Source organism: Vibrio sp. 10N.261.54.E10, from assembly GCF_002877735.2.
GTDB lineage: Bacteria > Pseudomonadota > Gammaproteobacteria > Enterobacterales > Vibrionaceae > Vibrio > Vibrio crassostreae_C.
The window spans coordinates 160,781-174,825 of the sequence record NZ_MCXE02000002.1; the positions used below are offsets into that span (position 1 = coordinate 160,781).

The 14,045-nt window shown below is 44.0% G+C and carries 12 protein-coding genes and 1 pseudogene; 7 read left to right on the forward strand and 6 right to left on the reverse strand.

The window, feature by feature from the left end; genetic code table 11:
* Positions 1-173 precede the first annotated feature (173 nt).
* From BCU07_RS11995 to BCU07_RS12005, 3 genes and pseudogenes are all read right to left on the reverse strand, one after another.
* Positions 174-1,367 (reverse strand): outer membrane protein transport protein, encoded by a 1,194-nt coding sequence (locus tag BCU07_RS11995; RefSeq protein WP_102428847.1) that lies wholly within the window; start codon positions 1,365-1,367, stop codon positions 174-176.
* Positions 1,357-2,625: pseudogene (locus tag BCU07_RS12000) on the reverse strand (alpha/beta hydrolase-fold protein); the annotation flags it as partial. The gene BCU07_RS11995 and the pseudogene BCU07_RS12000, both read right to left, overlap by 11 nt.
* A gap of 56 nt (positions 2,626-2,681) precedes the next feature.
* Entirely contained in the window at positions 2,682-3,602 is a 921-nt protein-coding gene (locus BCU07_RS12005) for an IS5 family transposase (RefSeq protein ID WP_065583724.1), read from the reverse strand.
* A gap of 537 nt (positions 3,603-4,139) precedes the next feature.
* On the opposite strand from BCU07_RS12005, the gene dcuC reads away from it, so the two are divergent.
* On the forward strand, positions 4,140-5,507 hold the full coding sequence (gene dcuC, locus BCU07_RS12010) for an anaerobic C4-dicarboxylate transporter DcuC (protein ID WP_102428573.1): 1,368 nt from the start codon (positions 4,140-4,142) through the stop codon (positions 5,505-5,507).
* A 170-nt stretch (positions 5,508-5,677) separates the two neighbouring features.
* Here dcuC and BCU07_RS12015 read toward each other — a convergent pair whose 3' ends face one another.
* Together BCU07_RS12015 and narQ are read right to left on the reverse strand one after the other, a co-directional pair.
* Positions 5,678-6,310, reverse strand: a complete 633-nt coding sequence (locus tag BCU07_RS12015) for a response regulator (protein ID WP_017062609.1) — start codon at positions 6,308-6,310, stop codon at positions 5,678-5,680.
* Positions 6,297-8,027, reverse strand: coding sequence for a nitrate/nitrite two-component system sensor histidine kinase NarQ (gene narQ / locus BCU07_RS12020; RefSeq protein WP_017062610.1), 1,731 nt, complete (start codon positions 8,025-8,027; stop codon positions 6,297-6,299). The genes BCU07_RS12015 and narQ overlap by 14 nt, the downstream gene beginning before the upstream one ends.
* 253 nt (positions 8,028-8,280) lie before the next feature.
* On the opposite strand from narQ, the gene napF reads away from it, so the two are divergent.
* From napF to BCU07_RS12050, 6 genes are all read left to right on the forward strand, one after another.
* A complete protein-coding gene (gene napF / locus BCU07_RS12025; protein WP_102428553.1) occupies positions 8,281-8,760 on the forward strand; it encodes a ferredoxin-type protein NapF in 480 nt (159 codons plus the stop codon).
* A gap of 23 nt (positions 8,761-8,783) precedes the next feature.
* Positions 8,784-9,089 carry a chaperone NapD gene (locus BCU07_RS12030; RefSeq protein ID WP_017062612.1) on the forward strand — a complete coding sequence of 102 codons (306 nt, stop codon included), beginning with the start codon at positions 8,784-8,786 and terminating at the stop codon, positions 9,087-9,089.
* The gene (napA, locus tag BCU07_RS12035; protein WP_017062613.1) at positions 9,086-11,575 is read left to right on the forward strand and encodes a periplasmic nitrate reductase subunit alpha; all 2,490 of its coding nucleotides are present in this window, start codon (positions 9,086-9,088) and stop codon (positions 11,573-11,575) included. The genes BCU07_RS12030 and napA overlap by 4 nt, the downstream gene beginning before the upstream one ends.
* 125 nt (positions 11,576-11,700) lie before the next feature.
* Entirely contained in the window at positions 11,701-12,162 is a 462-nt protein-coding gene (locus BCU07_RS12040; RefSeq protein WP_102428554.1) for a nitrate reductase cytochrome c-type subunit, read from the forward strand.
* A gap of 29 nt (positions 12,163-12,191) precedes the next feature.
* On the forward strand, positions 12,192-12,773 hold the full coding sequence (locus BCU07_RS12045; RefSeq protein ID WP_009845456.1) for a NapC/NirT family cytochrome c: 582 nt from the start codon (positions 12,192-12,194) through the stop codon (positions 12,771-12,773).
* Positions 12,774-12,784: 11 nt separating this feature from the next.
* The gene (locus BCU07_RS12050; RefSeq protein WP_010430103.1) at positions 12,785-12,922 is read left to right on the forward strand and encodes a TIGR02808 family protein; all 138 of its coding nucleotides are present in this window, start codon (positions 12,785-12,787) and stop codon (positions 12,920-12,922) included.
* A gap of 437 nt (positions 12,923-13,359) precedes the next feature.
* Here the strand turns inward: BCU07_RS12050 and BCU07_RS12055 are convergent, their stop codons facing one another.
* The gene (locus tag BCU07_RS12055) at positions 13,360-14,043 is read right to left on the reverse strand and encodes an SH3 domain-containing protein (protein ID WP_102428555.1); all 684 of its coding nucleotides are present in this window, start codon (positions 14,041-14,043) and stop codon (positions 13,360-13,362) included.
* Positions 14,044-14,045: the final 2 nt, after the last annotated feature.

Consider the following 14,045-nt stretch of genomic DNA (forward strand, 5'->3'; position numbering starts at 1 on the left):
AATTCGTCTGAATTAAAACGTTTTTCTAAGCAGCTATTTCTTACTTAATGAGCTTCCAGCTATTTAAATAATGCTAAAACAGCTAATAATGAGAAAAGGGCTCAACTCACTGTCGAGCCCTGCAATTTTTATATGATTCCTAAATTTTTACGTTCTGAACTCCAAAGTAAAAGTTAAAAACGATGTTGATATTGAACACCAAGCAAGAGAGCATCGGCAGTCACATCAGCAGTTATATTGGAACTCGTTCCTGGAATCGTCGTCAGGTTTTCGTCAATATCTTGTGATTCTCCGATGATAAATCCGCCTCCAACGTCCACAGAACTGGCATCGGTGAAGTTATATGTCCCTCCGACCGTAAGCCAGTGACGGTTAACATCAGGAATAGAGAGCGATGTGAGTTCGTCAGTTGGGGAAATGTCGTACATGTAACCCGCTCGTAGAACGATGTATTTCGACATGGTGTACGTACCACCGACGGAAATATGTCCTGCATCTTTCCATTGATACTCTTTAATTGAGTCGTCATAAGAGTCAGACGTTAATGAATCAAACTCAGACCAATTCACCCACTGCAGGCTGTAGTGAAAAGCCCACTGTTCGTTGAGCTGGTGCCAACCGGAAAACTCTAGAGTGTCTGGTAGAGGTACGTTCATCTTGTCGGCAGGGACGCCGCCTTTGGTAATGTCACCTTCCACTTCGATATCTGGGCTGTAACGGTAACTAATACCAAACTTGTTATGTTCATTGACTTGGTAAGTCGCACCAACATTTGCACCCAGACCGAAACCGTCTGCATCTACATTTAACAAGTTTTGACGGTATATCTCTCCCTCGCCGTAAATAACATCTAGCCCTGCGCCCAAATTGAATTTTTCAGACAACTCGTAAGCCACAGCGAAACCAACATTGATACTGGAAAGCGCTGTTTTCCCTCCGAACTCATCCGCTTCGAACGACTCGTCAAACTCAACATCAGTACCGAAATTGGAATGGACTGTTGCGCCCAAGGTAAATTTCGAATCTTGAATTGGGTGAACATAATGAATGTTTGGGACTAGTGTCCCTGCGTCCAATGATTGGTCATCTAACATTTCAGTATCACCAATCATTGGTGTGTAGCTAACACTCGACACATCAATACCACTATCGATATAGATAGCGCCGACAGAGAGTGTTGGTTGCTTTATGTAAGCCATCGCAGCGCTGTTCTTAGCCACAATTGCCGCACTATCGGCCATAACAGCATCACCCGAGAATGCACGGCCTAAACCCGTTGCTGATTGTGCGTTAAGTTGGAATCCTGCGGCGTTTGTTAAACATGGAATGAGAGCAGCTGCGGTGCCCAATATGAGTTTATTCTTCATCTTGAGGCACCTCTGTTTCGATATGGTCTTCGTTATTAATGACAACAAGCGAACCGTCAGTCATCACCATCGAAGCAACAGCTAATTGTTGGGTTGTCACGGCTTCACGTACATCTGACATATTTTCGCCAGGCATACCCGGTAGGCCACTTTCATCAACGGGGCCTTCATAAGGAAACAAATACGTACTGTGTCCACCGGTTGTCGTTCTTATGACTCCACCGAGTTCGATCTGATCACGCTTTGTACCCGTTATAGGGTCTAAACCAAGGGCCGTAATTAAGGGCTCAGTGCCAGTTCGAATATTATCTGGCGCGGTATTAGGAATTACGCTATCTGGGACATAATCAACGCCAACGTCACAGGTTTCGCCACAATCTCCAACTGCAGCTAACAAAAGAGTCGGTTGCTCAGCCTTAACTTGACGAGAGATGAAGCTAGCAGGGTCTGCACTATCAATTGTTGCTTGAACCCCTTGTTTAAGGTCGGTAACAACCAAATCGAAGATGTCATTCTCTAGCTGACTGACAAGTAGCGCGTTATCGGACGAAAGTTCAACAAACTCTCTAAGTGCCTCAATACATTGTTGATTCGTTGCTTCTGCTGTACATGTATCTGGTATGACAGTTTCAGCAATACCGCGCTGAACATCTGGAGACTTCTTAACACCTTCAGACATTTCAGGGCCTAGGGTTTGAGAAGACAGAACCAAGTTGGTTAGCCCCTGCCCCGGAACAACAAAGTTAACTGTATTGAATTCGAACTCAGAGTTACTAGGGAAACCATCTTTAACTTGGCTAAATTCACTGACCATCACCGACATGATTCCGCCTAGGGATTGTCCAATTAAATGAACATCATCTTTTTTCACCCAACGCTCTTGGTTCAACGCGTAACGAAGCCCCAAAAAGTCAGACACTGATTGCTGTAGGTTAGAGCGCAGTGCTAAAGGCGAATCTATGTTGATGAAAAACGCTTTGTTTGCTCTCGCGCTGATTTCCACATGTTCCGTGCTTGAGTCATAACGCATTCGCTCCCCGTGATATGGCATATCGATCGCAACAACGGCATAGCCTTTTTTCGTATATTCCGCAGCCATCAAAGAAGCAGTACCACGCTCTGCTGTAACACCATGAATAAAAATTGCTGTAGGTAACTGACTACTTTTATCCCATCCATTAGGAACATAAATATCTGCAGTTATATCTAACTCTTCGGTTATCTTCGGGGTTGGTTCTCTTTCTGTAGGAAAACCACCGTGGCTTTGTTGCGTAATTAAATTTAAAGATAGAACAACCCCGTTTCGCGTATTTCTTAATCAATACGACAAGTTTCAGGCATACCTAACCCAGTAAGCTTGTTCAACGCTTTTATCATCGCGTAAGTTTCACCCACCTGGGCATTGTAATTTCTTAAGCTCAATCGTCCTCCTAGCAACTGTTTAACTCGATACATCGCTGTTTCTGACAATGAACGTTTGTGGTATCCATACCGCTCTTTCCAATACTTATTTGAGCCGTATAATTTCTGGCAACCCACGGCGAGATTTCGAGGATGACCACGCTCCCAGAAGGCTGCCCCTTCTCTTGGGGGAATAAGCGCAACGGCTCGCTTCATCTTAATAGCAGCGCGACACGCTCTCGTGTCGTAAGCGCCATCACCAGACACCTCAAGGATGCTTCGACGTGTTTGTTTCAGTAGGTTCGGGAGTACTTCACCATCTGTAACCGTTGATAAACTTAGCTCGGCGGCAATGATCTCATGAGTGCTTGTATCAACTGCAATATGCAGCTTTCGCCAGACTCTCCGCTTGCCATCCGTCCCGTGTTTTTTGACTTTCCATTCGCCTTCGCCATAAACCTTAAGGCCAGTTGCATCAATGGCTAGGTGTTGTATCGCTCCTCTCGCTTTAGTCTTAAATGAGACCTCAACTTGCTTGGCTCTACGACTGATGCAGGTGTAATGCGGACAACTTAACGGCACATGGGCTAACCTAAATATCGAGTCGATAAATCCTTGCAGCGCTCTCAGTGGCATAGAAAAAACTCGTTTCACCATGAGTGCTGTCGTAATAGCTAAATCACTGAACCGACGTGGCCTCCCGCGCTTATTCTGTTTGCTTTGCGCCCACCCACTTATTGCTTCTTCATCGATCCAGAAGGTCAGAGAACCACGGTTAATGAGCGATTGGTTGTATTGCTTCCAGTTGGTTGTTTTGTAACAAGGTTTAGGCATAAGGCTACGAGAGAGAGTGGTGGTAGCTGATCAGATCGTAGGTTCTTGATTTAGTTCCATGGAATTACGCAACAAAGCCTTGATATGAACTAAACTCACTCGCTATTTTTAACCCTAATTATATTTTAGTGCTAGCTTGTGTTTTAACGCTTACTTAGGAAAATAAGTAGGCGTTAAACGTAAGTAAGCGTCAAAGCTAAGATTCTCACCTCTTTACTCCGATAAATACCCACTTCGTTACACATTCCCTTCCAAAGTACAAAAAACACTCACGGTTTATAGAACGGCGCCACATATGCAACTAGAACAACCAAAAGTGATCCAAGTTATATTCTGACGAGCTACAAAATTTGTTTATTAACATCTAAACAACAGTAGTTGTTCATGATTTACAACCACAATTAACATCAAAGAAAATGTTTGTCTTAGATCATATCAACCTCAACTATGCCTCGTGCCACAGTGCAGTTTTCTGTACATTCATTGTCATATTCTGAAACACTTTCTTATATTTTTTTAAACTTTGTGGAGATTTCTATGTTAGAGCTCTTGATCGGATTAGTGATTACTATCGCTGTTGGTTACTTTATTGTGAAAGGCTATAAAGCGGCAGGTGTATTACTGACAGCTGGCCTTGCCCTACTTCTTATTACTGGCCTTATAGGTCACACAGTCTTACCCGCTAAGGTCGCTTCAACAGGTAACATGGTTACCGACTCACTAGAATTCGTTAAGTACATGCTTCAGTACCGTGGAGGCGGCCTAGGCATGCAAATCATGCTTCTTTGTGGCTTTGCTTCTTACATGACGCATATCGGCGCAAACAATGTGGTAGTAAAACAATTCTCTAAACCGCTTGCTGCTATCAAATCTCCATACGTACTTCTTGTTGCGGCTTACATCGTAGCGTGTCTAATGTCTCTAGCAGTAAGTTCTGCAACAGGCCTTGGCGTGCTATTGATGGCGACCCTATTCCCAATGATGACGGCAATGGGTATTTCTCGTCCAGCAGCGGTGGCGGTTTGTGCATCACCTGCAGCAATCATTCTTTCACCAACGTCGGGTGATGTGGTTATCGCAGCAGAAAAATCAGGTATGTCTCTTGATATGTTTGCTGTTCAAACGGTACTGCCTGTTTCTATCTGTGCGATCATCGTGATGGCGGGTGCGGCTTTCTTCTGGAACAAATACCTAGATAAGAAAGAAAACACGCCAATGGAAAAAGTAGACGTTTCAGAAATTGAAACGAATGCGCCGGCTTTTTATGCTGCTCTTCCATTCTTACCTATTTTTGGAGTATTTCTATTCAACGGTCGTACCATTCCGGGCCTTTCACTTGATATCTACACCATCGTAGTAGGTTCAATTTTCGTGGGCGCTGTTATCGATTACGTTGTGAAGAAGTTTGACGGCGAAAAAACACTAGAAGACCTAGATTCTTGCTACCAAGGTATGGCCGAAGCATTTAAAGGCGTAGTAATGCTGTTGGTTGCGGCGGGTGTATTTGCTCAGGGCCTAATGTCTATCGGTGCAATTGATAACCTAATCGGCCTTGCTGAATCAGCTGGCGCTGGCGGTATCGCATTAATGCTTATCCTGACTGGTCTAACAGTTGCTGCTGCTATCGCGACAGGTTCTGGTAACGCGCCATTCTATGCATTCGTAGAACTGGCTCCGTCACTTGCTGCGAAAATGGGCTTGAACCCTGCGTTCCTAATCATCCCAATGCTTCAAGCGTCTAACTTAGGCCGTACAATTTCTCCTGTTTCGGGTGTAATTGTAGCGACTTCTGGCATGGGTAAAATCAGCCCGTTTGAAGTCGTTAAACGTACTTCAGTACCAGTAATCTGTGGTCTTATCACGGTGATCTTCGGTACGCTTGTTCTAGTACCAATGGCAGCTTAATTGTCAGTAAAACAGACATGATTATTTGGATATAAAATGCCCTAATAAAAAGGCGCTGAACTTAGTAAGTTCAGCGCCTTTTTTAATGTCACTTTCTCACATCGTCAAAACTATCGAGACATGTATAAACAGTCAGGCTTGAAATAGTGTTATCTCAAAGGACCCAAGCCCTACTTCATTTCACCATAGCGTTCTAGATACAGAACCGTGGCAGCGGTACGGGAAGGCACTTGCAGCTTTTTCAGTAGACTCTTCATATGTACCTTAACTGTCGATTCAGAAATGAACAGGTGATCAGCGATCTGCTTATTGCGGTAACCTTTCGCGACTTCTTGAAGGATCTGCATTTCGCGTTCAGTCAGTTGTTCGAAGATATCATTGCGGCTTCCAGCATCATTTAGGTAACGAGCAACCACACTGCTGTAAGCCTTGTCACCGCTGTGTGCTTGCTTAAGCAGTTCAATTAACTCATCGGGTTCAGTGTCTTTCAACAAGTAGCCATCAGCGCCTGCTTTTACAATCGCTTCAATGTCTGCAGGGCTATCAGAAACCGTTAGAATAACAATGTTTGCGCTAGAACCGTCAGTGCGAAGTGCTTTCAAGGTATCTAAACCAGACATGCCCTTCATATTGAGATCCAAAAGGATCAAATCAGGTTCTTCTTCATGAGCAAGAGCAACCGCTTCAGTGCCGTTACTTGCTTCTGCAATCACTTCGAATTCGTCTTCAAAGCTCAGTAATTGGCTTATACCTCTGCGCATCAATGGATGATCATCAACCAGCATTACTTTACAAATCGTCAACTTTAACTTCCTTCAAACTTTTATATTTCAATATGACTGTACAGCCTTCACCTTGCGCCGCTTCAATCGTCAAGTCGCCATTCAGTCTTGCCGCACGCTCCTGCATAATGCTCATCCCGTAGTGGTTCACCTTGGAACTACTTGAGTCAAAGCCATCTCCATTATCTTTTATCACGACTAATACTTCACCGTCCTCATCGATACAGCATACATCTATCAAGTCGGCATTGGCGTGTTTTATTGCATTTATTGTTGCTTCACGAATCAATTGAAGCAAGTGAACCTGACTATGCGCATCAAGCTCGATCGAAGAGAGATTATTAGTGAGGTTAATCTTCGCATCGGTTCTCTCGCTGAGCGCCTCAAGCATGGTACTTAAGGCGTCTCCAAAGTTGCCCTCTTTAATGGTCAACCTAAATGTGGTGAGTAGCTCTCTTAACTGGGTATAAGCGTCGGCTAAGCCGTTTCCGATCTCAGACGCGATTTGTTCAGATTGCTCTCGGTGCTGTTGCTCTGGCAGTTTGCCAATCACACGCTTTAATAGTGTAACTTGAATTTTCAAGTACGACAGTGATTGAGCCAATGAATCGTGGAGTTCACGTGCAATCGTGGCACGCTCTTCCATGATAATAAGCTGTTCAGCTTTCTTTTGAGCACGATTGTAGTAGATCGCTCTCGATAGCAGTTGAATGAAGCTTTCGATCAGAGCTTTAGTTGAGTGCCCGTGGTGATATGAACAGTATAAATAGCCGAGAATAAGTTCGTTATCGTCGAGTTTCATCTCAAACTTTTCGTAGTCTAAATTCGAATCGTAACCTTCATCCATAATCAATGAACGGCCTGAGTTATCGACAATCTCGAGCCTCAGTGATCCAATCCCTTCCAAGCTCACGAGATGCTGCAAGATAGCTCGGAAGTTTTCAGGAGCAATACGCGTCACCGTGAGCTCTTGTGACGAGTTATAAAGTGCCTGCAGCGACTGGTTCGCATTTTGCAGCTCAATCGTCTTTGCATCCACCACATCTTCAAGGTTTCGATAAAGCACGCCTAAATCTTTGGCCATCGAGTTGAAGGTTTTGGTCAAAATGCCCATTTCGTTGTTACTGGTCACCTTGAGTTCTACCTCGAAGTCGCTGTTTTTGATTCTTTGGCTCGCACCGACAAGAGCATGTAGCGGTTTAACAACCTGTTTACGTACAAAGTGAACAACAAAAAGAGATATGACCAGAATCCCACCAAGGCCGATACCACCAGCCCACGCTAACTTTATTAACTTGTCTTCAGAGAACTCTTGCAGCTTATAAACGAAGCCATCGATTTCAGCCACGAAGTTTTCAACCAACACGAGATAGTGATCGCGCTCTTCGCTATTCAAGACCTGTTTTAGCTCATGCCAACGGCCGATAATTAAATAGTAATCTTCTGTGATGTCTGTCGGAACATTCCAACTGACCAAATTAGTCATGGATGGCGAGTAAAGAGAACTTTCGAATTCACGAATATGAGATTCATAATCGACAGATTCTATTTGAATATCATGGGCTAAACGGTAGCTTTGCATTCGCATTGAACCGGCCACGTTAACCGCTTCCGCATCATTCAAACTTGAAGCCAAAGTAAAGATGGCAAAGCCAGTCGTAGCAACCGACAACAGCAGTATAGAGAGCAAAGATTTTGCTATCGTACTTGTTACAGATGAAACCGGTTTTATAAGCAAAAGTGCCTTCCTATTGATAAATGACTTGCCAGCGATATCGTATTGTCACACATCAAAAATCATAGCTCCATTCAATATGTGATCACTCGCTCCGTAATTTATTGATCTAAGACAATATATGCCCCCAATTAGCCCTTAGGGGGTATTTATACAATTGTTTCTAAAACTACACTACTTGTGAGGACTCATTACAAGATATTAATAGAATAATGACCTACAATTACAACATCTTAGTAACATCTATAGGTATCTAGTGGTAGATCTATCAAAACGCCGTCTTTTTTCAAGACGAAAAGTTGACTCAAGCCAGATTCGTTTGCCTTGGATTGACAGCTTAGAAAGCTTTACAGATGACTGTACTCGCTGCGGTAAATGCATCGAGAGTTGTGAGACTAAGATAATCATTATAGGCGATGGTGGTTTTCCCACTGTAGATTTCTCTATTGATGAGTGTACGTTCTGCTATCAATGTGCAGATGTTTGTCCCGAACCCATTTTTAAGCCAAAGCAAGGAGAGCCTTGGCAAGCAAAAGCACAAATCTCTGATAAGTGTTTAGCGCAACAAAATGTTGAATGCCGAAGCTGTGGTGACATGTGTGAACCTATGGCCATTCAATTTGAACTTAGAGCAGGCAGTGTTGCTCTACCAAAAATCGAGTTAGATGAGTGTAGCGGTTGTGGGGCCTGCGTAGCAATTTGCCCTACTTCGGCTATTCTTGTGAGTAATGCATAAAACAAAAATAACGAGAGCAATTTATGGCACTAAATGAAGTGCATATATCAAGTTTAGTCGTGCATGTGAGCCCTGAGCATCTAAATGAGATCAAAGCGGAGATCGATCAATTCGATAACGCTGAAATCTACGGAGATAGCCCTGAAGGCAAAATCATCGTGGTCCTAGAAACTGAAAACCAAGGTTTTGTAACGGACACCATCGAAGCAATAAACAACATTAAGAACGTTTTGGGGACAGCTTTGGTTTATCACCAAATCGAAACTGGACTCGACGAAACGGATTTAGAAACTGGAAGTAACAATTCTCAACTTGAGGGTGAAGTATGAAAATGACAAGACGTGCGTTTGTGAAAGCAAACGCAGCTGCATCAGCGGCAGCCGTTGCAGGTGTAACTCTACCGGCAACAGCAACCAACCTGATTGCTAGCTCTGATCAAACAAAAATCACGTGGGATAAAGCGCCTTGTCGTTTTTGTGGTACGGGCTGTTCAGTACTAGTAGGTACTCAAAACGGTAAAGTGGTTGCGACTCAAGGCGATCCAGAAGCTCCTGTAAACAAAGGCCTTAACTGTATCAAAGGCTACTTCCTTTCAAAAATCATGTACGGCAAAGACCGTCTAGAACAACCTCTTCTTCGTATGAAAGATGGTGAGTTCCATAAAGATGGTGATTTCGCACCAGTATCTTGGGACAAAGCGTTCGACGTGATGGCTGAGAAATGGAAAGCATCTCTTAAGAAGAACGGTCCAACAGGTGTTGGTATGTTCGGTTCAGGCCAATGGACAGTAATGGAAGGCTACGCAGCCGTTAAGATGATGAAAGCGGGTTTCCGTTCAAACAACATAGATCCAAACGCTCGTCACTGTATGGCTTCTGCTGTAGTAGGCTTCATGCGCACTTTCGGTATTGATGAGCCAATGGGTTGTTACGATGACTTTGAACACGCAGACGCATTCGTACTGTGGGGTTCAAACATGGCAGAAATGCACCCAGTACTATGGACTCGTATTACAGACCGTCGTCTAAGCCACCCACACGTTAAAGTAAACGTACTGTCTACTTACTACCACCGTTCTTTCGAGCTTGCAGACACGGGTTACATCTTCAACCCTCAGTCTGACCTTGCGATCGCAAACTTCATCGCAAACTACATCATCCAAAACGATGCGGTTAACTGGGACTTCGTGAACAAGCACACGAACTTCAAGCAAGCAACGACAGACATCGGTTACGGTCTGCGTGACGATGATCCACTACAGAAAGCAGCCGCAAACCCTAACTCAGGCGAAATGACTGCTATCTCTTTCGAAGACTACAAAGCGTCTGTTGCTGAATACACAGTTGAGAAAGCGTCTGAAATGTCAGGTGTATCTCAAGAAGACCTTATCAAGCTGGCTAAGCAATATGCCGATCCAAACATCAAAGTAATGTCACTTTGGACTATGGGTATGAACCAACATACTCGTGGCGTATGGATGAACAGCCTTGTGTACAACATCCACCTTCTTACAGGTAAGATTTCTACTCCAGGTAACAGCCCATTCTCACTAACTGGCCAACCGTCAGCGTGTGGTACAGCGCGTGAAGTTGGTACATTCGCTCACCGTTTACCTGCCGATATGGTGGTTGCTAACCCTAAACACCGTAAAATTGCAGAAGATATCTGGAAACTTCCAGAAGGCACCATTCCACCGGTACCCGGCGCTCACGCTGTTCTTCAAGACCGTATGTTGAAAGACGGTAAAATCAACGCTTACTGGGTAATGTGTAACAACAACATGCAAGCGGGTCCAAACATCAACACTGAACGTCTGCCAGGTTACCGTAACCCAGATAACTTCATTGTATGTTCTGACCCGTACCCAACGGCAACAGCTCAAGCGGCTGACCTCATCCTTCCAACAGCAATGTGGATTGAGAAAGAAGGCGCTTACGGTAACGCAGAGCGTCGTACACAAGCATGGTACCAACAAGTGAAAACTGTAGGTGAAGCTAAGTCTGACCTATGGCAAATCATGGAATTCTCTAAGCGCTTCACTATTGAAGAAGTTTGGGGTGAAGAACTGGTTGCGAAAATGCCTGAGTACCGTGGCAAAACCATGTACGACGTGCTTTACAAAAACGGCAACGTTGATGCATTCCCACTGTCTGAAGCTCAAGAGCTTAACGACGATGCACAAGCTCAAGGTTTCTACGTTCAAAAAGGTCTATTCGAAGAATACGCAGCCTTTGGTCGCGGCCACGGTCACGATTTAGCACCATACGATCGCTACCACCAAGTTCGTGGTCTACGTTGGCCTGTTGTTGACGGTAAAGAGACACTATGGCGCTTTAAAGAAGGTTCAGATCCATATGCTAAGAAAGGTTCTGATTGGGACTTCTACGGCAAACCAGATGGTAAAGCACTGATCATCAATGCACCATACGAAGCGCCACCTGAAGTACCAAACGATGAATACGATATGTGGCTATGTACAGGTCGTGTTCTTGAGCACTGGCACACAGGTACTATGACTCGTCGTGTACCAGAACTTTACAAAGCAGTACCGGATGCACTTTGTTACATCCACCCTGCTGATGCTAAAGCTCGTGGTCTTCGCCGTGGTGATGAAGTTCTTATCGAAAACAAACGTGGTGAAGTACGCGTTCGTGTTGAAACTCGTGGTCGTAACCGTCCACCACAAGGCTTGGTATTCGTACCATTCTTTGATGCAAGAATTCTGATCAACAAGTTGATCTTGGATGCAACGGATCCTCTGTCTAAACAGACGGATTACAAGAAGTGTCCAGTTAAGATCACTAAGGTCGCTTAAGGACAATATGTTCTTACCACTTAGCTCGTAGATCTGACGTTTTTAATATTGCGACTGCTTTTCTCGTTACTTTTTGAAAGAAGTAGTCCACTCAAAGAATTAGCCTTTAGGCGGAGAAATTAACCATGAAAAAACTGATTACTGCCCTACTATCAGCTGGTCTTTTGCTAGCTGGTGCAGTTCAAGCTGAAGCTGAACTGGATAACCCAGGCGGCATTGGTGGCGTAGAATCTCTACGTGGTGCAAGTGAACTTGAAGCAACTCGCGCAGCAGATGACTTCAAAAAGTTCCCTCGTGACCAAGTACTTGAGAGTGACTACGTATACCAACCACCTCTAGTGCCTCATACTATTCGTAGCTATGAAGTTTCTCTTAACGCTAACAAGTGTCTTTCTTGCCACAGCTGGAAAAACGCAAAAGAAATGGGTGCTACTAAAGTGAGTGTAACTCACTACATGAACCGTGAAGATGCGGTACTTGCAGACGTATCACCTCGTCGTTACTTCTGTCTACAGTGTCACGTACCTCAAGCTAATGCTAATCCACTAGTTGAGAACGAGTTCAAACCTGTAGATTCACTGCGTTAATCGTAGCCGGACTGTAAGAGAGGCTATATATGATAAAATTACTTAAAGCGTTTTGGAAAAGACTTGCGACACCAAGCAAAGCAGCCGTAGGCGTTGTTTTGTTCTTGGGTTTCTCGGGTGGTCTTTTGTTCTGGGGTGCATTCAACACGGGTATGGAGGCAACCAACACGGAAGAATTCTGTTCTGGCTGTCACGCACCTATCGTTGCTGAAATCCAAGAGACAATTCACTACTCTAACCGTTCTGGTGTTCGTGCTATCTGTTCAGACTGTCACGTTCCTCATGAATGGACAGATAAAATTGTTCGTAAGGTTCAAGCATCTAAAGAGCTATACGCACACTTTATTGCGAAAACCATCAATACTGAAGAAAAGTTCAAAGCACGTCGTGCTCACCTAGCGGAACGCGAATGGGCTCGATTGAAGAAGAACGATTCACTTGAGTGTCGTAACTGTCACCAGTTTGATTACATGGACTTCTCAGAGCAGAGCCCCCGTAGTGCGAAACAACACTCGACTGCGCTAGCTTCTGGTGAAAAAACGTGTGTAGACTGTCACAAAGGTATTGCACACAAACTACCAGACATGCACGGCGTTGAAGGCTGGCAATAAGGAGCGATTGAATGAGTACTTTAGAAAGCGTAATTTGGCACATCCTAGGTTACAGCGCTATGCCAGTTATCATTCTTGGTGGCTTTGCAGGTGTTGCAGCCGTATCTCTTTGGATTTTATCTATGGGTAAAGACAAAGAAATCGATTAACAATCGAGATTCCATCAACTTCTACCAGATAATTCTGATATGAGTTGATACGAAAAAGCCACTGATTTCAGTGGCTTTTTTTATTGTCTGGTGCTTCGTATTTCGACTGTTAAGGTATTCCTACTGTTAAGTAAGAGGCAAAACGTTAAGCTTGGTTTTCCGAAGCTTCTGGATCGACGTTCTCTTTATCGACATCTTCCTTATCAAGAATCGGCAGCACCTGCTTTACGGAATCCCGACAACAATACTCTCATATCATAAAAACTGTAGACCCATTGTTTAAACGGAATAGCCAGATACTGCTTATATCGGATTAAATATAATGAGGTGCCAATAAAGAAGCCCACTCTGCGATAAAGTAAGATTTCAAAAATTTTACTTATGAACGGTAACCCTAAAGAATATTAATACGTCCAACACTTAAAATGGGGCGATTTTTACTTCGTAAATATTTCATTTGTATTTACATCAAGATAAATTTTGTTTTCAAGGGACAACCCACCACAATAAATAAAATATACATCTCGATTGCTGTACTTAACAGATTTCACCCATCCGCCTAATTCTTCAAAATCACTTGGGGCACACTCCCCCTCAGAGATCAGTTTAGCCACCGAATTACGGAATTTTTCTTGATGGATCTTGAGATCATCAGACTTAACCAAATAGGAATCCAATATCTCTTTGCTTTCTTTTTCCGAAATAATGACTTCATCATTCGATAAGCCTGACATAGAGACCCATTCCGCCGTCTGTGGGCCGCCATCTTTAAGGACAATATAGTCTGAGATACGAGCCCATTCTCCCTGTTTCTCGAGTACCTCCACCTTTTCCCCTTTGTAGAGGTAATCCGTTATCAAGCCATCAATTTCAGGTTGCTCGACCACTTCTAGCTTTCTCTCCAAAACGTAAAATTCAGGCTGCTCTGGTTCAGGCTGAAGATCCATGATGGGTACGAGGTCAGATTCAGATTGCTCGGTAGCTTCTAACGCCGGCTCTTCCGTTTTCTCTTGTGGGATTGGTGCTTTATTCATGACTAAGAAGTAGTATGCCGCTCCTCCCCCTCCGCCCAATATCAACAACACAAGTAAAGCGATCAGCGCTTTTTTCATCAAATCCACCA

Excerpts from the sequence above, each read along its gene's own strand:
- BCU07_RS11995 (WP_102428847.1), bottom strand. The coding sequence starts at position 1,367 with ATGAAGAATAAACTCATATTGGGCACCGCAGCTGCTCTCATTCCATGT.
- BCU07_RS12005 (WP_065583724.1), bottom strand. The coding sequence starts at position 3,602 with ATGCCTAAACCTTGTTACAAAACAACCAACTGGAAGCAATACAACCAA.
- dcuC (WP_102428573.1), top strand. The coding sequence starts at position 4,140 with ATGTTAGAGCTCTTGATCGGATTAGTGATTACTATCGCTGTTGGTTAC.
- BCU07_RS12030 (WP_017062612.1), top strand. The coding sequence starts at position 8,784 with ATGGCACTAAATGAAGTGCATATATCAAGTTTAGTCGTGCATGTGAGC.
- napA (WP_017062613.1), top strand. The coding sequence starts at position 9,086 with ATGAAAATGACAAGACGTGCGTTTGTGAAAGCAAACGCAGCTGCATCA.
- BCU07_RS12040 (WP_102428554.1), top strand. The coding sequence starts at position 11,701 with ATGAAAAAACTGATTACTGCCCTACTATCAGCTGGTCTTTTGCTAGCT.
- BCU07_RS12045 (WP_009845456.1), top strand. The coding sequence starts at position 12,192 with ATGATAAAATTACTTAAAGCGTTTTGGAAAAGACTTGCGACACCAAGC.
- BCU07_RS12050 (WP_010430103.1), top strand. The coding sequence starts at position 12,785 with ATGAGTACTTTAGAAAGCGTAATTTGGCACATCCTAGGTTACAGCGCT.